This window comes from Streptomyces sp. NBC_01384, assembly GCF_045040035.1.
Taxonomy (GTDB): Bacteria; Actinomycetota; Actinomycetes; order Streptomycetales; family Streptomycetaceae; genus Streptomyces.
The window spans coordinates 5,539,072-5,559,479 of the sequence record NZ_CP109559.1 but is presented as its reverse complement, the minus strand read 5'-3'; the positions used below and the strand labels follow the sequence as shown (position 1 = coordinate 5,559,479).

Annotated in this window: 21 protein-coding genes; 14 read left to right on the top strand and 7 right to left on the bottom strand. The window is 71.0% G+C overall.

The genetic code is table 11. The features are described 5' to 3' along the window. Positions 1-262 precede the first annotated feature (262 nt). The 12 genes from hutH (at position 263) to OG747_RS25585 (ending at position 12,437) form a co-directional block, all read left to right on the top strand. The gene (hutH, locus tag OG747_RS25640; protein WP_405881721.1) at positions 263-1,804 is read left to right on the top strand and encodes a histidine ammonia-lyase; all 1,542 of its coding nucleotides are present in this window, start codon (positions 263-265) and stop codon (positions 1,802-1,804) included. Further along, positions 1,801-2,100 carry a hypothetical protein gene (locus OG747_RS25635; RefSeq protein ID WP_405881719.1) on the top strand — a complete coding sequence of 100 codons (300 nt, stop codon included), beginning with the start codon at positions 1,801-1,803 and terminating at the stop codon, positions 2,098-2,100. The genes hutH and OG747_RS25635 overlap by 4 nt, the downstream gene beginning before the upstream one ends. Next, positions 2,097-3,197 carry a hypothetical protein gene (locus tag OG747_RS25630; RefSeq protein WP_405881718.1) on the top strand — a complete coding sequence of 367 codons (1,101 nt, stop codon included), beginning with the start codon at positions 2,097-2,099 and terminating at the stop codon, positions 3,195-3,197. The genes OG747_RS25635 and OG747_RS25630 overlap by 4 nt, the downstream gene beginning before the upstream one ends. After that, a complete protein-coding gene (locus OG747_RS25625; protein WP_405881717.1) occupies positions 3,194-5,503 on the top strand; it encodes a beta-ketoacyl synthase N-terminal-like domain-containing protein in 2,310 nt (769 codons plus the stop codon). The genes OG747_RS25630 and OG747_RS25625 overlap by 4 nt, the downstream gene beginning before the upstream one ends. A gap of 67 nt (positions 5,504-5,570) precedes the next feature. Beyond that, on the top strand, positions 5,571-6,461 hold the full coding sequence (locus tag OG747_RS25620) for a hypothetical protein (protein WP_405881715.1): 891 nt from the start codon (positions 5,571-5,573) through the stop codon (positions 6,459-6,461). Between the two features lie 338 nt (positions 6,462-6,799). Next, complete coding sequence (locus OG747_RS25615; protein ID WP_405881713.1) at positions 6,800-7,357, top strand: hypothetical protein; 558 nt, start codon at positions 6,800-6,802, stop codon at positions 7,355-7,357. 182 nt (positions 7,358-7,539) lie between these two features. Continuing rightward, positions 7,540-8,673: a histidine kinase gene (locus OG747_RS25610; protein ID WP_405881711.1), complete on the top strand. Its 1,134-nt coding sequence runs from the start codon at positions 7,540-7,542 to the stop codon at positions 8,671-8,673. Between the two features lie 146 nt (positions 8,674-8,819). Beyond that, complete coding sequence (locus tag OG747_RS25605) at positions 8,820-9,767, top strand: ABC transporter ATP-binding protein (RefSeq protein ID WP_405881710.1); 948 nt, start codon at positions 8,820-8,822, stop codon at positions 9,765-9,767. Beyond that, a complete protein-coding gene (locus OG747_RS25600) occupies positions 9,760-10,512 on the top strand; it encodes an ABC transporter permease (protein ID WP_405881709.1) in 753 nt (250 codons plus the stop codon). The genes OG747_RS25605 and OG747_RS25600 overlap by 8 nt, the downstream gene beginning before the upstream one ends. A 58-nt stretch (positions 10,513-10,570) precedes the next feature. Then, the gene (locus OG747_RS25595; protein WP_405881707.1) at positions 10,571-10,831 is read left to right on the top strand and encodes a hypothetical protein; all 261 of its coding nucleotides are present in this window, start codon (positions 10,571-10,573) and stop codon (positions 10,829-10,831) included. 46 nt (positions 10,832-10,877) lie between these two features. Further along, positions 10,878-11,552, top strand: coding sequence for a response regulator (locus OG747_RS25590; protein ID WP_405881706.1), 675 nt, complete (start codon positions 10,878-10,880; stop codon positions 11,550-11,552). Positions 11,553-12,197: 645 nt separating this feature from the next. After that, positions 12,198-12,437, top strand: a complete 240-nt coding sequence (locus tag OG747_RS25585; RefSeq protein WP_405881705.1) for a hypothetical protein — start codon at positions 12,198-12,200, stop codon at positions 12,435-12,437. Between the two features lie 78 nt (positions 12,438-12,515). Here OG747_RS25585 and OG747_RS25580 read toward each other — a convergent pair whose 3' ends face one another. After that, a complete protein-coding gene (locus OG747_RS25580) occupies positions 12,516-15,191 on the bottom strand; it encodes a WD40/YVTN/BNR-like repeat-containing protein (RefSeq protein ID WP_405881704.1) in 2,676 nt (891 codons plus the stop codon). A gap of 151 nt (positions 15,192-15,342) precedes the next feature. Beyond that, complete coding sequence (locus OG747_RS25575; protein ID WP_405881703.1) at positions 15,343-15,693, bottom strand: undecaprenyl diphosphate synthase family protein; 351 nt, start codon at positions 15,691-15,693, stop codon at positions 15,343-15,345. Positions 15,694-15,772: 79 nt separating this feature from the next. On the opposite strand from OG747_RS25575, the gene OG747_RS25570 reads away from it, so the two are divergent. Next, the gene (locus OG747_RS25570) at positions 15,773-16,087 is read left to right on the top strand and encodes a hypothetical protein (protein WP_405881702.1); all 315 of its coding nucleotides are present in this window, start codon (positions 15,773-15,775) and stop codon (positions 16,085-16,087) included. Between the two features lie 45 nt (positions 16,088-16,132). After that, on the top strand, positions 16,133-16,468 hold the full coding sequence (locus OG747_RS25565; RefSeq protein ID WP_405881701.1) for a glycosyltransferase: 336 nt from the start codon (positions 16,133-16,135) through the stop codon (positions 16,466-16,468). 88 nt (positions 16,469-16,556) lie between these two features. Here OG747_RS25565 and OG747_RS25560 read toward each other — a convergent pair whose 3' ends face one another. The 5 genes from OG747_RS25560 to OG747_RS25540 all read right to left on the bottom strand — a co-directional run bounded on the left by OG747_RS25560 (position 16,557) and on the right by OG747_RS25540 (position 20,403). Then, complete coding sequence (locus OG747_RS25560; RefSeq protein WP_405881700.1) at positions 16,557-16,931, bottom strand: hypothetical protein; 375 nt, start codon at positions 16,929-16,931, stop codon at positions 16,557-16,559. Positions 16,932-17,083: 152 nt separating this feature from the next. Continuing rightward, the gene (locus OG747_RS25555; protein WP_405881699.1) at positions 17,084-17,305 is read right to left on the bottom strand and encodes a hypothetical protein; all 222 of its coding nucleotides are present in this window, start codon (positions 17,303-17,305) and stop codon (positions 17,084-17,086) included. Between the two features lie 88 nt (positions 17,306-17,393). Then, a complete protein-coding gene (locus tag OG747_RS25550; RefSeq protein ID WP_405881698.1) occupies positions 17,394-17,924 on the bottom strand; it encodes a MarR family winged helix-turn-helix transcriptional regulator in 531 nt (176 codons plus the stop codon). Between the two features lie 41 nt (positions 17,925-17,965). After that, entirely contained in the window at positions 17,966-18,460 is a 495-nt protein-coding gene (locus OG747_RS25545) for a DoxX family protein (RefSeq protein ID WP_405881697.1), read from the bottom strand. Between the two features lie 53 nt (positions 18,461-18,513). Beyond that, the gene (locus OG747_RS25540) at positions 18,514-20,403 is read right to left on the bottom strand and encodes an amidohydrolase (protein WP_405881695.1); all 1,890 of its coding nucleotides are present in this window, start codon (positions 20,401-20,403) and stop codon (positions 18,514-18,516) included. Between the last annotated feature and the right edge of the window lie 5 nt (positions 20,404-20,408).

Genomic DNA, 20,408 nt, shown 5'->3' with positions numbered 1-20,408 from the left:
CAGGATGACGCGCTCGTCGAGGGGGACGTCATCCCAGTGCACGCCCAGTGCACGCCCAGGACCTCTCCTCTGCGCAGGCCGGCCCGTAGTCAGCCGTTTCTTTCGGTGCGCGATATCGTTCTATTTGCGTTGATACGTGAAGGTTCGTCTCCGACAGGTCCCGGGCGCTGAGCCGTCCGGTCACTTGCACGGATAACGGATAGGGGATTGAGCAATGCTCCTCGACGATTCCGTCCCTCTGCCTGCTGCTCCGTCTGCACTGATGACATCGCCCTTGGTCGAGATCCCGCTCGTGGATGAGCTCACCCCCGCCGTCCTGGAACGGGCCGCCCTGCCGGTCGATTTCAGCGTCGATGACAAGGTGCGCAGGCGGGTTGCCGAATGCCGCGAGTACACCGCCACGGCGATGAGCGACGGCCGCGCGGTGTACGGCGCGACCACCGGCTTCGGACCGCTCGTCGCATTCCCCGGCCGTGCGCAGTACGCCGATCAGTGCGACAACGCGATCAACCATCTGATCGCTGGGCATGGGGAAGATCTACCGGCCGCCGTCGCCCGCGCCGCGCTCACCGTCCGCCTGTGGTCCCTGTGTCAAGGACGCTCTGGGGTATCGCCCGAGGTCATCGACTCCCTGTGCGCCGCTCTGCGTACGTCCTTCGCACCCGCGATCCCCATGTACGGCTCCGTCGGCGCCAGCGGTGATCTCATCCCGCTCGCCTACGCCGCCCGAGCCCTGCGCGGCGAGGGCTACGCCTATCTCGGCGGCGAACGACTCCCCGCCGACGTGGCCCTGCGGCGGGCCGGGCTCTCTCCCCTGGAACTCGACGGGCGGGACGCGCTCGCCCTGGTCAACGGCACCTCGGTAACGGCCGCCGCGGCCGCACTGGCCCTGGCCCGGCTGCGCCGCTCGTACGACAGCGCCCTCACCCTCAGCGCCTGCCTGGCCGACCTGCTGGGCGCCGCTCCTGCCTTCCTCGCCCCGCAGCTGCTGCGCGCCTTCGGACACCCCGGCGCCGTACGGGCAGCGGCCGCGTTGCGCGAGCGGCTGGAAGGGACAGTGCCCGCACCGGACCGGCCACTCCAGGAGCCGTACAGCATCCGGTGCACCCCCCAGCTGCTGGGCGCGGCCGAAGCCTCCCTGGGACACGCGGGCCGGGTCATCGCCGATGACCTCGGCGGGATCAGTGACAACCCGCTCTTCTTCGCCGAGGACGACCTGGTCGCACACGGCGGCAACTTCTTCGGACAGCCCGTGGCCTTCGCGGCCGACCTGCTGTCCATCACCGCGACCCAGTTGGGCAACCTCGCGGAGCGTCAGCTCGACCTGCTGGTCGACCCTCACCGCAACGGCGGGCTGCCGCCGATGCTGGCCGCCGGACCAGGCCGCCAGCATGGGGTCCAAGGCATCCAGCTCGCCGCGACCGCCACTGTCGCAGCGATGCGCCGCGACGCGGTCCCCGCCTCCGTGCAGAGCCTGCCGACCAATGGCCACAACCAGGACATCGTCCCCTTCGGCACCCAGGCCGCACTCACCGCGATGGCCCAGGCCGAGCGGCTGCGCTGGCTGCACGGCTCACTGGCAGTGGCCCTGCGACAGGGCGCTCATCTGTCTGGCGTCCTCTCCGCGCAGCGCCGCGCGGGCGCGCCGCGTTGCCTCGCCGTACTGGAGCGGCTCTCCGCCGTGGTCGCGCCCGTGGATCCCGACCGGCCGCTGGACGCGGACGTCCGCCGGGCTGCCGAAGTGCTGGACGAACTCGCCGCCCCCGACGCCCTCGCCTGTCACCACGAGGAGCAGCAGCCATGACGGACGTCGATGGATCCGCCGAAGCCACCGGATCCGCTGAGGACGCCGCGAGCCCTACGGCCGTCCGGGTCCGCGCCGTCGTGGAAGGCGCCTTGGGGCATTCGCTCGCCACGTGGCCGCAGGCGGCCCCACTCGCCGAGTTCCCGTTGGCGGCGTACGACAGCCTGATGCAACTGGAGGCCGTGACTCGGCTGGAGAAGGAGTTCTGCCTGGCGACCGGTGCGCTGGACACCGCGGACGTGGCCACCCTGCAAGCGGCGACGGCACGCCTCGTACACCTGACGGAGACCCCGTGAGCACCACGGCCTCGCCCTACGAGGTGCTGGGCTTCGACGCTCTGCGGGAGCGGCCCGGGATCGGCGTGTCCTGCGCCCAGCCCGACGGGCCGTGGCACCTGCCGTGGCACCGCCTCTCCACGACCGAAGCCGCCGGTCCACGAGCGGAACTTTTCGCGGGGGACTTCGAGTTCCACACCTCCGGCTCCACCGGCGACCCCGTCCGGCGCATCCTGCCCGGGACCCGGCTGCGCGCCGACGCCGAGCAACTCGCCCGCCTGCTGGCCCCGTACGCTCCCGAGGCCATCGTCAGTTTCGCGCCGCCCCGGCACGCCTACGGTGCCTCGGCCACGATGATGCTGCCCGCCGTGACCGGGCTTCCCGTATGGTTCTGGCCCTCCTTCGACTGCCCGCCACCACCGGTCGCCGCCCGGCGGGTAGCCTTCATCGCGATCCCGTGGACCTTCCGGATCCTGACCCGGTACCCACAGTGGACAGTCGCCTTCGAACAGCTCACCGTTCTGCACAGCTCCGCCGAACTCCCCGCAGAGGCAAGCCGGTTCCAGGGTGACGCCCGCACCACGATGATCGAGGTGCTTGGCTCCACCGAGACCAGCGCCGTCGCCTACCGCAGCGGCTGGGACGCGGCCGGAGCATGGACCCTGTTCGACGACGTCACCTTCGCCGGGGCACACACGGCCGAGGAGGCCCCGCTCACCGTCTCCAGTCCCCGTCTTTCCGCACCCGCCGACGGCAGCCACCCGGACAGCCACGAAATGGACGACCTGATCCGGCGGCTCGACGACCGACGGTTCTCGCGCACCGGCCGCCGCGCCCACCTGGTCAAGATCAACGGGGTCCGGTACGACCTCAACGGCATCGCCGCACGGCTGCGGGCGGCGCTCCCAGGAGCCGACGTGGCCTGCGTGCGCGCGGCCGACCAGTTGCGCGGGGAGACGTACGACGTGTTCGTCGCCGGGGGCGGGCCCCTGACGGCGGACGGCGTACGAGCCACCGCGCGCGGCCTCGGCGCAACCCCCAGGGATGTCCGGCTGGTCGACCGCATCCCGCGCAGTTCCCTCGGCAAGCTGTTGGCCGGTCCGCAGGCAAGCGCATGACGGCCGCATCGTCCGTGCCCGCCGTCGCCGTCAGCGCCATCCACCTCGCCTGTTCCCTCGGCGACACGCCCGAGGCCGTCTGGGCGGGTATCGAAGGCGCGGTCCGCGGGCTCACCCCGCGCGGCCCCCGGCACCTGTGTGGACAGCTGGCCCGGCCGGACGGCGCCGAGGAACCGGACGCAGCGCTACGCCTCGCCGTGCACCACGCCACCGGCGCCTGGGCCGCGTCCGGCCTGGCTCGGTCCGCGCTCGCCCCCGACCGGGTCGCCGTGGTCCTCGGCACCACCGACTGGGGCGCCCCCGACTTCCGCCACCACCTCGACGACCACCGCGACCGCGCACTGGCGCGCCCGCACACCGCTGCCGACGCCATCGCCGGCGCCCTTGGGCTCACCGGGCCCCGGGAGGTGTTCGTCAACGGATGCGTCGCCTCGGCCTGCGCTCTCGGGCACGCCGCCGACCTGGTCCGCACCGGCCGCGCCGACGCTGTCCTGGTCGGCGGGCTCAACCTGCTCGACGACTCCGTGCTCGCCGCCTTCGACAGTTGGCGGGCCCTGGACCGGGCGGGCTGCTCCCCGTATCGGCGTAGCGACGGGACCAGTCTCGGCGAAGGCGTGGCCTTCCTCGTGCTGGAGCCCGCCGGGCGTGCCGGGATGAACCCGCTGGGATACCTGCTGGGACATGCCCTTACTGGCGACGCCCACCACATCACCGCTCCGCACCCGGACGGTGAAGGGCTGGCACGCGCCATCCGGGCCGCTCTCGCCGACGCCGGAATCGGCCCGGAGCTGATCGGTTACGTCAACGGCCACGGAACAGGAACCCGCGCCAACGACATTGCCGAACTGCGGGCACTGGGCTCGGTGTTCGACGTGAGGCCGCCGGTCAGCAGCACCAAGTCGCAGACCGGACACACGCTGGGCGCGTCAGGAGCCCTGGAGGCGGCAGTCACGGTCCTGGCCCTGCGCCATCACACCCTGCCCGGCGACCCGGCCCCCGCACCGGGCGGGCCGCTCGCCTCCGTAGTGGGCGACGGCCGGGACATCGCGGCCGGGGCAGCACGTCCCGCGCCCGGGTTGGAGTACGCCCTGAGCACCTCCGTCGGCTTCGGCGGACAGAACGCCGCCCTTGTGTTCGGAGCTGTTGCCTCCGGTAGGCGCGCGTATCCGGGCGGAGGGGAGGTGCTGGTCACCGGCGCGGGCGTGGTCCACCCTCGGGCGACCGGCCGGGCGGCGTTCCTGGCCGTGCTGCGTACCGCCGGGCCTGCGATCCCCGAAGCCGAGGTGACGGAGGCCGAGCTGGCCCCGTACATCCCCCCTGCCGACTGGCCACGCCTGGACCCTTTCGGGCGGCTCGTGACCGCCGCCGCCCGGCTGGCCGAGGCCGACGCCGGGCCCGGTACATGCCTCGACCCGGCGCGGATCGGCCTCGTCCTCGCCACTGCCTCCGGACCTGTCACCACCCACAACGCCATGGCCGAGTTGCACGCCCAGGGCCTTGCCCCAAGCCCGGTACTCGCCCCCAACGCGGTCGCCGGGGTACACGCGGGACATGCCGCTGTCGCCCTCGACGCACGGGGCCCGACCGTAGTCCTCTCGGCCGGCGACGCCTCCGGGCTGCTCGCACTCGGCCAGGCCGCAGACCTTGTCCGTGCCGGACGCGCCGACGTCGTGTACGTCGTCGCGGCCGACGAGGCCGCCCCCGCCCTGCGGGCCGGATTCGCGCACCACGGGCTGCTGGCCAAGGAAGCGGGCCGCCCCTACGACGTGGACGCCGACGGCGGCGTCCTCACCCCGGCCGCCGTCGCCCTGGTCCTGGAGTCCGCCGAGCACGCGGACCGGCGCGGGGCCAGGGTCCTCGGCCGGATCCTCGGGCACGCCGGAGCCGGAGCCGCCGTGGGACCGGGTGGCGTCGAAGAATCGGGCGCCACCCTGGCACGCTGCCTCGCCGACGCTGCCCGCCGCTCGGGGATCACTCCCGACGACCTGCCCCACCTGTACGGCACATCCTGGGGCCACCCGGCGACCGACGCGGCCGAAGCCCGCGCGCTCGCCCACTTCCCCGGCCCGCGGGCCAACATCTGCGGCGCCACCGGATACACCCAGGCAGCGGGCGCGTTGCTCACGACACTGGCCGCCCTCGAAGCCTGCTCCGACCCGACCCTCGCGCGACGCCCCCTCACCGCGACCCGGCGCCCGCTCACGGAACTCTCCTCCGCCTCCGCGCCGGGCCGACCCACGGCCGCCCTGGTCACCGCCATCAGCCGGGGTGGGACGTGCGCGGCCGCTGCCGTACGAGCCCCCTAGGTACCCCGCGCCGCGCGCCCGCCCCCTCTGAAAGCCGAACACCCTCAGAGAAAGGCGCTGTCAGCCCATGACCGCCGTCGCCCCAGCCCCGACGGGCGTAGCAGCCCCGGCGTTGGTGCTGCCCATGCCGGGTGAGCCCCTGCCGGCCAAGTGCCGCAGAGAGGACTGCGAGGAGCGGCTGCGCAGAGCACTGGCCGCTCTGCGCGAAACCCTCGCAGGGCACCCGCCCACCGCGCTCCGGCCTCCGGCGGACGAGGTGAGCCGCGTCCGATACCGCTGGCTCATCGGACACCACGCGGCATTCGGCGTCTGGCAGTCGCTGGCCAGGGTCCTGCACGCGCTGACCGCCGCCTCCGAGGCCGCCGTCGGCAGCCTGACCGCCTGGGCGGCTGCGCTCTACGACACATACTCGGTCCTGTTCCTGTACGCCGGCAGTTGCACGCCGGAGCTGTACGCCGCCATGCTGCGCCCGCACATGACAGCCGCGCACCCCGCCTTCAGCGGAGAGTGGTCCCGCGACCACGCCTCCGTACGGGCAGCCCTGCGCGCCGCCCGGGACCAGCACTCGCCCGCCCGGATCGCCCCGCTGACCCGCGCCGTGAAGGACAACCGACGGGTACACATGGCAGTGGCCGGGACACTCGTGCCCGGAGGCGCCTCCCTGCTCCAGCAGTCTGGTCGGCACCCTGGACACGGCCCGACCGAGGACGAACAAGCCCTCTACGACGACTACTTCCATGTACAGCGGCAGCCCCTGTGCCGGGTGGCCCACTGGGCGCAGCTGGTCCGGGTGCTCGGGCAGTGCACCGCAGACATCGCCGGCCACGGACTGGGCCTGGCTCCCGAAGGCTGCCCGGAACGCTTCACGCGTGACGCGCTTGAGTTGCTGACCGCCCCGGCCCTCGCCGGGGAACCTCCTCTCCAGATCCACCGCCCACCGAAAGGACGGAAGGCATGAGCATGTCCATCACGGGCCCGTCGGGCATTCCAGGACCCGATCCCTCGGTTATCGGACACGAGTTCTCCTTGGATGTCGCATGCCTCCAACGTCCGGGACTCCTGGCAGGACACTGCGGACCGGATCCTCTGCCCCCGGGAACGGCTCAATTCCCGGGCTCCGTGCAGCGCGTCGCCGCGCCCGAGAGCCTGCCATCGATTCACCGATGACAAAGCGTGTCAAATCGGTCACTCCTGGTTAGTATGCGCATGAGTTTCCTCGTGAAGGTCTCGAATCGGTCGACACCTCGGGGGTGCACAAGCGCAGCTCGAAGGCCGAGCGGGAAGAAGGGTTCCACCATGAAGAGTCACAGGGGCGTGGCACGGCGCATGGGCGTTGCCGTGGTGCTGGCCGGCATGGTCTGCTCGGGAGTTGCACTGGGCACCACTTCGGCGTCGGCAGCCACAGTGGACGCGATCTGCACGGTGACGACCGTGGACAGCGTCAGCCCGGCCCTGGACCCGGGACTGTCCGATACTGCCGAAGCGGTCACCGACACCGGCACCGAGAACTACACCTGTCTCGAATACTCCGGGAATCTCCTGGTCACCGGGACGGGCACGGCGAAGGTCCAGCTGCCGGGGGCCCAGTGCATGGGTGACGAGAACGAGGGGACGAACGACGTGGCGGTGACATGGTCGGACGGCACCACCTCACATATCCACTACGGCAAGATCCATGGGGTTGAGACCGCCGGCCTGGTGGCCGTCTCCGAGAGCGGGACCGTTGCCCCGACCAGCACCAAGTTCGCCAATGACACCTCGTCGCTCACCGGAGAGCTGATCGGTCAAGGTTGTGGTACCGCTACGGGCGAGACGTCGGGCCACGGCGTTTTCACGGTGGTGTTCAGCCACTGATCCGCGTCGTGACCTGGGCCGCCCCGAAGTTCCACCCGTGCACCCCCCGCGGGCGCACGGGCGTGCAGAGTCAACTGCGTCCAGCGGGAGTCGGCGCTGCGCGCCTACGCGCGACTTAAGCGGTCATGGTCCTGTTCCGGCCGTGTTGGACGTCCGGCTGATCAGGCACCTAGGTTTGGGACATGGGAGATGTCTCGCGCCGACGCCTGATCCTCCTCGACGGGGCGGCGGCCCTCGAGTTCGCCCTGCTTCCGCAACTGACGCTGGTACGGCCCGACAGCGGCGGCGCGCCCGGTGGGCTCGCCGTATCGCTGCTCTCGCTCGCCACCGCGCTGCCGCTCGCTGTACGGCGGCTGTGGCCCGTCCCGGTGTTCGCGATCGTCCTCACCGCGTCCTGCGTGGCGCTGGCCGCCGGTCTCGGCCCTGCCGTCTTCCTCTCCGCGGCCTACGCCCTGTACCTGGTCGCGACGACACGGCGACGGCAGCTGGGGCGGTCGGCCGTGATCGTCGGCGGGGCGAGCACGGCGGGCGCGGCCCTGCTGACGGTGACGGGCGGGCAGCACTACACAGGCGGCACCCTGGCGGTGCAACTGCTGTTCGGGCTATTGGTGCTGGGGGCGACATGGGCCGCGGGGACGGCCGTACGGGAGCGACGCGAGAGCCTGCGGCGAACCATCGTGCAGGCGGCCGAGCAGGCCAAGGTCGAAGAACGCATGAGGATCGCCCGGGACATCCACGACGTCGTCACCCACAGCGTGGGCCTGATCGCGATCAAGGCCGGGGTCGCCAACCACGTCATCGCCACCCACCCCGAGGAGGCCGGCGAAGCCCTCACCGTCATCGAGGACATCAGCCGCAGGGCGCTGCGCGACATGCGGGCCACCCTCAAGGTGCTGCGCCGAGAACACGTCGACCAGCGGCAGGACCTCCAGCCGGTCCCCGGACTGTCGGACCTTCCTTCCCTGGTCCATACGGCCGAGGCGGCGGGCGTCAGCGTCGACCTGCGCTCCGATTGCGCGGAGGAACCACCCGACGGGGTCGCGCTGACCGCGTTCCGGATCGTCCAGGAGGCGCTGACCAACGTCGTCAAACACGCTGCCCCGACCCGCTGCCTGGTCAGCGTCACCGCGCAGGACGGCGTGCTGACGATCGGCGTCACCGACGACGGCCCCGGACCCGGGCACCGGCCGACCGTGCCCGGCGGCGACATGGGGCTCGTCGGGATGAGGGAACGGGCCGTCGCGCACGGCGGGACCCTCACCGCGGGCCCCCGCCCCGGCGCGGGCTTCCGGATCCTCGCGACACTGCCGTACTAGTGCCACGCCAACCGCCATACGTCCCGCCCACCGCGTATGGCTGAAACGGTCTCATACTCCGGTATGGGTCCGGTCCGTGAAACCGGCCCGCACCGTCCCGACCCCGGTCCGATGCGTGGTGCGGCCGCCGCGGCCAGACTCGTCGCGTGATTGACGTCCAGAACCTGACCAAGCGGTACGGGCCGACCACCGTCGTGGACGGCCTGACCTTCACGGTGCGGCCCGGAGCCGTCACCGGCTTCCTCGGCCCCAACGGCGCCGGGAAGTCGACCACCCTGCGGATGATGCTGGGCCTGACCCGCCCCGACACCGGAACCGCGCGGATCGACGGGCACGCCTACGGCGACCTGGCCTACCCCCTCCGCCACATCGGCGCCCTGCTGGAGACCCCGGCCCCGCACCGCGGCCTGACCGCGCGCGACCATCTGCTCTGGCTCGCCCAGAGCAACCGGATCGCCCGCGGCCGGGTCGCCGAGGTCCTGGAGGCGGTCGGGCTCGCGGACGCGACCCGGCGCCGGACCGGCACCTTCTCCCTCGGCATGGGCCAGCGGCTGGGCCTGGCCGCCGCGCTCCTCGGCGACCCGCCCGTGCTGGTGCTCGACGAACCGGTCAACGGCCTGGACACCGAGGGCATCCGCCGGCTGCGCGACCTGCTGCGCTCGATGGCCGCCGAGGGCCGTACCGTCCTCGTCTCCAGCCATCTGATGACCGAGATGGCCCTGGTCGCCGATCACCTGGTCGTCATCAGCCGGGGCCGGCTCCTCGCGGACACCGGAATGTCGGACTTCATCGAGCGCCACGGACGGTCGTACGTCCGCGTCCGCACCCCCGAACCCGACAGGCTCGGCAGGGAGCTGGAAGGTGGCGGCGCCACCGTGACCCGTATCCCCGGCGGCGGCCTGGACGTCGTGGGCATGGCGGCCGCGGACGTCAGCCGGATCGCCGCGGCGGGCGGCTTCCCGCTCGACGAACTCAGCACCCACGCCGGGTCGTTGGAGGAGACCTTCCTCGACGTCATCGGAGAAGAAGGCACCCGCGCGGGAGCCGACGGCGAACGCGCCCTCGGTGAGAAAGGCAGGGACACGCATGTCTGAGACCCTCGCGGCCGTCCGCGCCGAGACCACCAAGCTGCGCGGCATTCGCGGCACCCGGATCTCGCTGCTGCTGTTCGCCGCGGTCAGCGTTCTCATCGCCGCCCTCGACGGCTGGTCCGCGAAGAACGCGCTGGAGTCCGACAACCCGAGCCTGCGTTCCGACTTCACCCCGGAGCAGGCCGGTCTCGACGGCATCCTCTACGGCCAGTTGGCGCTGATCGTGTTCGGCGTGCTCATCGTCACCAGCGAGTACACGTCCGGCATGATCCGTGTCTCACTGCTCGCCGTACCCAGGCGCGGGCGACTCTACTTGGCGAAAGTGAGCGTCACCGCCCTGGCGGCGGTGGCCGTCTCCCTCCCGGTCACCGTCCTCGGCTACCTGGTCACGCAGGCGGCTCTCGGGTCCCACGGTTCCTCGCTCGGCGCGAGCGGAGTCCCGCGCGCCCTGGCCGGGGCGGTCGTCTATCTGACCCTGATGTGCCTGTTCGCGGCAGGTATCGCGACGATCGCCCGCAACGCCGTCGTACCGCTGGCCGTTCTGCTGCCGATGGTGCTCGCCGGGACGCACATCCTGTCCCTCATCGGGGCGACCAGGGAGATGGCACGGTACTTCCCCGACCAGGCGGGAAACGAACTGCTCACCGTCCGCTCCCCGCACACGGCCTTCGGCTTCACGGTGCTGCTCGCCTGGACCGTCGCCGCCCTCGGATGGGGCTGGGTGCGCCAGCGCCGTTGGGACAGCTGACAGGACCGGCATGGGACAACTGCCCCATGCCGGTGGGACGGTCCGCCCCGTAACTTCCGTGACAGATCACAGGCGGCACGGCCCACATTTCCTTCGCGGTGTCGAGCTGTATCGGAACAGGCCGGTCTTCTGCAGCCTCGGCAACATCGTCAGCCAGATCGAACCGACCGACCGCGTCTCCGCCGAGGACTACGCCAAGGTCACCACCGACCGGCCGCCTACCCCGGGCCGCTACTACGACCGACTGGGCGGCCACGGCACCCGGTTGTGGCGTGAAGGGCCCTACGTAGCGGGCGAGTTGACGAGAGAGCCTTGCTGAAATGTCATATGTCACCTACGAGCGTACGAGGAACCGGGGAACACGCATGGCCGAGTCGGTCCGGGTACTGATCGCGGACGACCAGGCACTGCTGCGCGGGAGCTTCCGGGTCCTCGTCGACTCCACGCCCGGCATGGAGGTCGTCGGCGAGGCGGGCGACGGCGCCACGGCGGTCCGGCTCGCCCGGGAACTCGCCCCCGACGTCGTCCTGATGGACCTCCGGATGCCGGTTCTCGACGGCATCGCGGCCACCCGGGAGATCTGCTCCGACGAGATGCTGACCGGTGTCCGGGTGCTGGCCCTGACCATGTTCGACATGGACGAGTACGTCTACCCGGCCCTCCAGGCGGGCGCCAGCGGCTTCATGCTGAAGGACGCCTCGCCGTCCGACCTGGTCGACGGCATCCGGGTCATCGCCACGGGCGAGGGCGTACTGGCCCCGACGGTCACCCGGCGCGTCATCGCCAACTTCTCCCGGCGCGGCGAGACGCCCCGCCCCGCTCCACGACTCGTCGGTCTCACCAAGCGGGAACACGAAGTCCTCGTCCAGATCGCCAACGGCCTGTCCAACGCGGAGATCTCCGAACGCCTGGTCATCAGCATGCCGACCGTGAAGACCCACGTCGGCAGCCTCCTGGCCAAGCTGCACGCCCGGGACCGCGCACAGCTGGTCATCATCGCGTACGAGAGCGGCCTGGCCGAGCGGGGAATGCCGACGTGAGCGCGGCGACCAGGACTCACGGCGCGTCGCCCCGCTGGGCGGCTGCGCAGGAGTGGCCGTCGTCGCCGACGGCGGTGACGATCAGTTCGTCGCCGTGAAAGCGGGCCCGGACCCGGGTGTCGACGAGCTCGCACGGGACCGAGTAGCCGGGGCACGGGCAACAAGCACACGGGGAACCGCGGCTGCCGGCGGTGGCCGCAGGAACCGAGCGGCAGCCCAGGACGTCACAGAGGCGTGCGGCGACGTAAGGGGGCAGTTGTGACGGTGGAGCACAGCAGACGCGGCCCCGGGCATGGGTCGGCCTGGCCTTGGTTCGGGGCTTTCCTGGTTGCCGTTTCCTGCCTGCTGACCGCCTGCGGAGGCAGCGGCGACGGCTCACAGGCGGACTCGGCACCGCCGCGCCCTTCCGCCGATCCGCTCAGCACGACGCCCTCGGAGAGTGGCACCGGCACGCCGGGGCTTCCGAGCTCACCCGCTGCGACAACCTCGGCAACGACACCGGCGAGGACGCCGTCCTCGCCCCCGGCGCGGACCCCGACGGCCCCCGGGACAGCGCCTGGAACCGCCTCCGCGTCGAAAGGCTGCATCGCCGGCTCCGCCACCGTCACCCACGGCCCTGGGGACGCATCCGTCCACAGCCTGTGTATGCGCCCTGGTGCGACGGTGACCGTGGTCCTGGAGCCCCGCCCCGAAGGCTCCTGGCCGCAGCCGCGCACCAGCAATCCGATGCTGGCGACGGTGACCTCGACCGCCACCGACAGCAAGGGCGTCACCCGCGTCACCGTGCGGGCCGCACGAACCGGCGCGGTGACCGTCACCTGGGGCGCTCAGGACGCGCCCGTCTTCACTCTCCGGCTGAGCGTGGCGGCTTATCCGGCGCAGTGAACCGAACGCGAGACGGCCGGTGCGCCCCCGGAGTGGGGTCCGCACCGGCCGTCGTCGTGTGACGGGCATCCGCCTTGATCAGTCGTTACGGCCCTTGAGGCGTCGTACGTCGAAGGCCCACAGGCCGCGCCCGTGGGTGGCGGCGTACAGCTTGCCGTCCGGGCCGAGACGCAGCTGCATCACGGCCGTGGTGGGCAGGTCGTGGCCCAGGACCTGCCACTGGGTGGCGCCGGCGGGCCGGTAGAAGGTGGCCAGGTCGGTGCCGAGGGCGAGGCCGCCGCCCGGGAGGAGCTTCACGGTGTCGGCGGGAACGTCGGGCAGGTTGGCCGAGATGTCCGTCCAGTCGGTGCCGCCGTTCTTCGACTCGAAGATGTGGCCGACGCCCGCACCGGGGCCCTCGGTGAACCGGCGGGAGAAGCCGTTGACGGCCACGTACACGTGCTGGGCGTTGGCCGGGTCGACCTCGAAGCCGGAGATGTAGCGGTTCGGGATGGTGCCGTCAACCGGGAGGCTCAGCTGATGCCAGCCCGTGCCATCGGCGTTGCCGACCGCGATGCCCCGGGTGAAGCCCTGGTTGTTGCAGGGCCCGCACCAGCCGACGTACACGGTGCCGCCCGAGGAGGCCACGGCGGTGGCCACGTGGCCGTCACCGAGGTCGTAGGCGCTGTTCCACTCCTTGCCGGAGCGGATCGCGAAGCCCTTGGTCTGCACCCACACGTGCCGGCCGCCCGCGACCCAGGTGTTGGTGTCCTTGGCGTCGGCAGTGATCGGAGCGATGAAGCGGGCGCCGGAGCCGCCCTGGTCCTTGTCCGGCGGGGCGACTTCGTACTCGGTGGCCTTGGACGGGTCCGTGCTCCACGAGCCGTCGTTGACACCGCAGTTCTGGGTGACCCACATGTCCAGGTAGACGTACTCCGCGGCGATGTTGCAGCCGTTGGCCGGGTCGGCGATGGTGTCGCCGCCGTCACCGCCGAAGTTGGAGCCCATGACCTTGTCCCGGCCGCGCAGGATCGACTGACCGTTGTCCTGCAGGCCGCCCGTCACCGAGACGCCCCCGTAGGTGAGGTCCTTGCCGACGCCCACGGAGTAGTACTGCAGCGCGTCGAGGGTGCCGTCGTTGAGGGACTGCCAGTCCTTGGCGTGGCCGCCGGAGTCGACCGCGCCGCCCAGCGGGCGCCGGTAGATGCCGCCGTCGTTGCCGACGTAGGCCCACGACCTGCCCTTGTAGCTGCCGATCGCGACCGCGTGCTGGTCGGAGTGGACGGTGGGCGAGCAGTCGCCGGTCTGCTTGGCCGGGTCGATGCTCCAGCAGGGGAAGGGGAAGTTCCAGTACGGGCCCGGTGTGATCCAGCTCTGTCCGCCGTCCTTGGTCTCGAACACCTCTTCAAGGCCGAGGTAGACGTGGTCGGCGTTGGCCGGATCGACCTGGAGGAACTGGTTGTACCAGGACTGGACGCCGGGCATGTAGCCCGCGCTCTGGAGGGCGGAGCCGGACGCCTTCAGCTTGGTGTAGTCCGCGATCTGCGTCCACGGCCCGAACGGCGAACCGTTCTTGGACACGTAGACGCCCTTGAGCCCGCTGTCGGGGTTGGCGCTCATCTGCGCCGGCGACTGGTCGATGGCATACAGGCGCGAGCCGTCGGCCGCCGCGGCGAACGTCATGTTGCCGACGTCGGCACTGTTCGTCGGCAGGTCACCGAGCCCGCTGACCGGCTTCCAACTGCCGTCCCCCTGCTTGGCGTACAGCCCGTTGTAGGTGTCGCCGCCGCGCCAGCCGACCGCGACGAGAACCTTGTTCGGGTCCTTCGGGTCGACGGCGACGTCGTTGGCGATGTTCTTGTACGGCGCGCTCGGGTCGTCCGCCTTCGAACCGCCCGGCAGATAGTCGGGGTTGGGCGCGAACTCCTGCTTCCACGGCCCGGACAGGGTGGTGGTGGAGTGCGACCACACGCCGGTGCTGGTCGCCGCCCAGACCTTGGTGCCGGCGAACCGCAGCGCGTGGATGACGGTGCTCTCCAGTTCGGCGCCGCCCACGCGGTCGCCGGGCTGGAACTGCCCCTGACGCGGGTCCTTCAGGACGTAGACACCCGTGCCCACGAAGGACGTTGCGCCGGTGTTGGACTCGCCTGTGGCGTACCAAAGCCGCTTCTGGCCGTCCAGGGCGAGGGTGCCCGTCGACAGGGACGGCAGCTTGTCGGCGATCGGCTTCCAGTGTCCGCCGCCGGTCGTGGACCGGAAGACGCCGCCGTTGGCGCCGCCCGCGTACACATAGCCCCGGTCGTCGGCGGCGATCCCGGTGATGCGGCCGGCCACCTTGCCTGCGCCGCCGCTGGAGTTGGAGTTCACATCGCGGTAGCGGGGATCGTCGGAGTTGTACGCCTTCTTCGTGACGTGGTCCCAGCTGCCACGCGCGTGCCGCATCGACTGGAGCTGCTGCCAGGCCGCCCCGTAGGCACCGGGTGCGACCACGCCGGGGGCGGTACGCGCCTCGGTGAACTGCGCTGTGGCTTCTGCCGAGTTCTCCGCCTCGTCGGCGCCATCGTCGTCGCCCTCGGTCGCGGCGAAGGCGGACCTTCCGTGGCCGGCGTACACCGCCTTGATGTGCTGGCGGCCCACGGCGGCCTGGTGGCGTGCGTTCCAGGGCCGGGGTCTGGTGTCGGCCTGCGCGGCGAACGACTGGGTGGTGACCAGTCCGAACGCGGCGGCTACGACGGTGCAGGTTATGAACCGTCGCTGATGCCGTTGGGGCAACATGCCCTCTCCTCCCTGCGACGGGGGCATGGGGGTGTCCCGACGCGGAGGAGATCTTGGCGTGCCCACAACAGTTACACAAAGGGATCACAGGAAAAATGGCGGGAAGTTTACGTTTGCAGCCCGCCTGGACCCAAACTTACTTCTGGCACTGCTATTTGGGGCCATAGATGGTGACGTCGGAAACGTGCGCCGCGTGCTGGGTCGACAAGGCCGACGCTCCGCCTGCGGGAACGAGCGTGAAGGTGAGGTCCCGCTTGCCGGGCAGCGACAGCCGTTGTTCCCCGCTGGTGCGGATGACCAGGTCGGGGTCCGGCCGACCTGCCGTGTACAGGTGCCGGGTGACGTCCTCCACAGTCAGGCTCGCCGCCAGGTCGGCCGGCGACTGCCCCGCTTCGGCACGTTCGTTCATCAGCTCCCGCATGGCGTCGATGACCTCCTGCCGGCCGCCGTAGCCGATGGCAAGGGTGACGTGCGCTCCGGTGGCGCAGTCCCGACTGACCAACAGGGCCCTTCGCCGACTCACCGTCCCAGCCACGCTCGCAGCGGGACTGGTTGCCGTAGCGCATCTCGATGCGGGCGCGGTGGCGGCAGGCCCCTGGCATTACCTTGCGGCCGTCTGCTGGTGGACCACCCTTGCCGGCGGAGCCGCGCAGACCTGCCGGGTCTTCGCGGGCCTCGGCGGGACCGTGATCATTGCTCCCCGGCCAGGACGGCTCCGCGCGGGCATATGGAGCCTCACCGCGGCGAGTGTGCTGGCCGGGTCGAGCGTCCTCGCCACCTCGGCGGCCCGCCAGGTACCGGATCGCATCGCCGTGACGGCAGGGACCGCGCTGGTCCTGCTCGCGTGGACGCTGACCGCGACCCTGCGCGACCTGCACTCCGGGACCACCGACTGACCGGCACCACTGAACCGTTCCCGACCCCTGACCGAGGAGTTGCCGATGGCCGTCTCTTCCCCGCAGGTCGTTGTCGTCGTACCGACCTACAACGAGCGGGAGAACCTGCCCGTCCTGGCCGACCTGCTCTCGGACCTGCCGCTGCCGAACCTGCACCTGCTCGTGGTCGACGACAACTCACCCGACGGCACGGGCGAGGTCGCCGACAAGCTCGCCGCCGAGTCACCGGACACCGTCGGCGTGTTGCACCGCACCGCCAAGGACGGGCTCGGGCGCGCCTACCTCGCCGGAATGACCCGTGCGCTGGACGAGGGCGCCGACGTGGTGATCCAGATGGACGCCGACCTCTCGCACCCGGCCTCGGCAATCCCGGCCATGTGACTGCCGGCGAGTGCGCACCACGGCGTTCGGGAAGGTCCGGCCAGGCCGAGAGGCAGGGGCGTCGGCACGGGAGCCTTCGGCGGGAGTGTCAGGCGGGCGGGCATCCGAACCAGTTCACCGTGCCGTTGCTGGAGGTATAGCCCAGGCACCTGATGGTTCTGCTGTGCAGGGTCTCGGTCCGGTCGACCCTTCCGTCCAGAGTGTCCCCCTTGTAGTGGTTCTGTACGAGGGTGTCGATCTCGATGGTGTACCAGCGACCTTTGCCGGTCGGGATGCTGCAGCGGCGGCCGGTCACGTTGCGGCTGGGCCCGTCGCTCCACATGTCCTGTTCGGCGCGGTCACAGTGCGCGCGGCCGGCGGCGCCGGCGGCGCCGGCGGTGCCGGCGCCGGTGCCGAGCAGGGCCGCCACGCCCGTGGCCACCGCCGCGGTAACGCAGAGCAGGCGCTTCAGAGTGAGGTTCATCGATTGCTCCTCCTGCCAGATGTGGTGACGGCTCGGAGTCGCCATGTCACCCTGGTGCGATGGTCGCACTTATCCGGAATGTCCGGCTCGCCAGCCGACGGCGCTATCCCCCAACCCGGTGACGTCGGTGATGCCAATGCAGCAGGCCGCGGTCACACCCTCGGCCGGCCCCGGAGCGGGCCTCGGTTGATGCCGGGGAGCGCCGCCCCATCCTGGTCACCGCCGACGGCCGACGAGCCCTCACCGTGCGGAAACGATGGCGGCCACGGCCGGCCGACCAGAACCGTGCCCAGGAGTGCGAGGCCCTGCGCCCCCTCCTCCACGGCGAGCAGGCCGCGCGACTCGCCACTGCGGTACGAAGGCATCGTGTTCACGTGCCAAATCCTCATTCGGCGGGGAAGCCACTGCTTCCGGCCGCCGATGTGGCCGGCGTGATGACTCGGACGCCCCTGTGTGTCGTCGTCACTTCCCGAGATCGTCGTCGGCGTCGCGCAGTTCACGCATGGCATCGGCGAGCTTGCCGAACCCGTCGCGTCCGAGGGGGGTGAGTACCCGGGCGCGCAGGATCTGCGTAACCGCCTGGGAGATGGCCTGGGCCGTGTCCTCGCCCTGGTCGGTCAGTTCGAGGTAGGTGAGGCGTCGGTCGTCCTCGCACGCCAGACGCCGGGCCAGACCGGCCGCGCAGAGCCGGTCGGCGAGCTTGGTGAACCCGCCGCTGGACATGCGTGTCTCGTGTGCCAGGCGTGTCATCGGCATCCGGTGCTTGGGGGTGGTGAGCAAGCGCAGCAGGACACCAGCGGCGCCTTGGCCGACGTTGAAGCGCTCGGCCAGCTCGCTCACGAGAGACTCCTGTGTGGCGTGGAAGCCCTGCATCACCAGCATCCACCAGTCAAGCAGCTCACGATCAACGCCCTGGTCGACATCTCGGCCGTTGCCACCGTCGGCCGGCGACGGTGGTGCCGCGCTCTGCAGGCCCCTCGTTTCGGTCTCCATGGCAATGTCAACTCCCTGGCGGCGCGGATGTTCCTGATCACTCAGTATTGAAGGTCCGGCCGTGCGAGGAGGAGGCGGGTCATCAGTCCGCTGGAAACGCCGAGGCCGACGGCCGCGACTGTCCACCATGGGGCCCAGGGAAGCAGCCCGATGGCCTGGTCGACCGACCAGCGCCCGGGTCCGGTGAGCGTCAGCACGGCCGGCAGGATCAGCAGCACGAGCGGGTACTCGTAGCCGTTGTTCTGCGCCCAGAGCCCGTTGCGCCACTTGACCGTGGCCGCGACCGTCATCACTCCCCCTGCGATGGTGGCCGCCAAAGGGGTGAGCGCTCCTGCGCCGAGCAGCAGACCGGCAGCGATCTGCCCGAGGCCCGCGGCGGCGGCAGTGAGCCGGCCGCCGCGGAACCCGTCGGCCCGGAACTCTGCCGCTCCACCCTCGATTCCGTGGCCGCCGAGGCGGTGGCTGACCTTCTGGATCCCATGCCCGACGAACAGCAGGCCGACGACCAGCCTCAGGATGAGCAATCCGGTGTTCATGACACTTTCCTCATGCGTGGGTAGGTGGTGCGGTAGTGGTGAGTTTCCGTGCGTTACAGCACGAAGCAGGTGTCGAAGATCTCCGTCCGAGCCTCCGGGACGAAGCCGCGCTGGGCGCGCCACTGCCGGTGCTGCTCGGACTCGGCGACGGCCTGGCCGAGCAGTTCGGCCTGCCGCGCGCCCGAGATGCTGGGCTTGACGGTGGCCTGGTAGCCCCCGTAGTGGGCGACCGGGCTCCATGCCGGGCTGATCGCCGGAATCTCCTCGTCCAGGCCCTCGTACTCGGCGGTGGCGTAGACGATGCGGCCGCCGGTGACGGTGAGGAGGGACTCGATGTGCGGGATGTCCTGCTCGGGGACGGCGAAGAAGTCGTCGGAGAGGACGGCGAGGTCGCCGTAGAACCCGGGCTTGAGGATGCCCTTGACATCCTGCTCTCCGGTGAGCTTGGCGCCGGCCTGGGTGTACATGGTCAGTGCGGTCTCGCGGCTGACGCGGTTCTCCGGCGGGTAGAGCGTGAGATCGCCGACGGTCCGGCCGGAGACCAGCCAGTGCAGCGCGACCCAGGGGTTGTAGGAGGACACCCGGGTGGCGTCCGTGCCTGCGCCGACGGTCAGACCGCGCTCCAGCATGGCGCGCACCGGCGGTGCGTCTGCGGCGGCTCCGGCGCCGTAGCGGCGTACGAACGCCTCGCCCTGGAAGGACATCCGGTTCTGGATGGACATGGCGCCGCCGAGCTTGGCGATGCGGTCCAGGCTGTCGCCCGAGACGGTCTCCGCGTGGTCGAACAGCCAGCGGTTCCCGGCGGGGAACAGGCCCTCGGCGGCGAGCTTCTCGAAGACCGCGAGGTCGCGGCGGATCGTCTCGTCGTAGGTGGCGTGCAGGCGGAAGCCCCAGCCGTTCTCCATCAGCAGCCGCACGGCCTTCTCGAAGCTTCCCTCGTAGTCCGCGGCCAGTTCGGGCCGGGGCTCGGTGAAGTTTTCGAAGTCGGCCGCCGACCAGGTCAGGTTCTCTCCGGCGCCGTTGAGCCGGAGCCATTCGTCGCCGTCTCCGGGCCGGATCATGCCGATCCAGCGCTGCAGGTCGTCGATCTCCTGTCCCGGGGTCTGCGGGAAGAGGTGGTAGGCGATGCGGAGCGACAACTGGCCGGCCTTGGCAAGGTCGATGACGGTGCCGTAGTTGTCGGGGAAGTTCTGGAAGCCACCGGCCGCATCGATGGCCGAGGTGAGGCCGAACCGGTTCAGCTCGCGAAGGAAGTGCCGGGTGGACGTCTTCAGGTCCTCGCCCTGCAGGGTCGGTGCCGCGGCGAGGGTGGAGTACAGGATGAGCGCGCTGGGTGCGGCCAGGAGCATGCCGGTCGGCTCCCCGTCACGGCCACGCACGAGCTGACCGCCCTTGGGGTCAGGGGTGCTCTTGGTGTAGCCGGCCGCCTTCAGCGCCGCACGGTTCATCAGGGCGGACTGGTACAGGTGCAGCACGAACACCGGTGTGTCCGGCGCGGCAGCATTCAGCTCGGCGAGGGTCGGCAGGCGCTTCTCGGCGAACTGGTCCGCCGACCATCCGCCGACCACCCTGACCCACTGTCCCTTGGGGGTGCGGGCGGCCTGCTCGCGCAGCATCGCCAGTGCCTGACGCAGTGTGGGCACACCGTCCCAGCGCAGTTCCAGGACGTAGTTCAAGCCGCCCCGGATCACGTGCACATGAGAGTCGTTCAGGCCGGGGATGACCCGGCGGCCCAGCGCGTCGACCACTCGGGTCCGGGCACTGACCAGGGGGGCGACGTCCTTGTCGTCACCGACCACGGTGACCTTGCCGTCCTTGATGGCGACCGCGCTGGCCTGCGGGTGCACCGGGTCGCCGGTGTAGATCTTGGCATTGCGGACCACGATGTCGGCGACGTGGTCGTCGTTGACAGGGGGGAGGCCAGCCACAGGCATAGTGGCCATGGAAA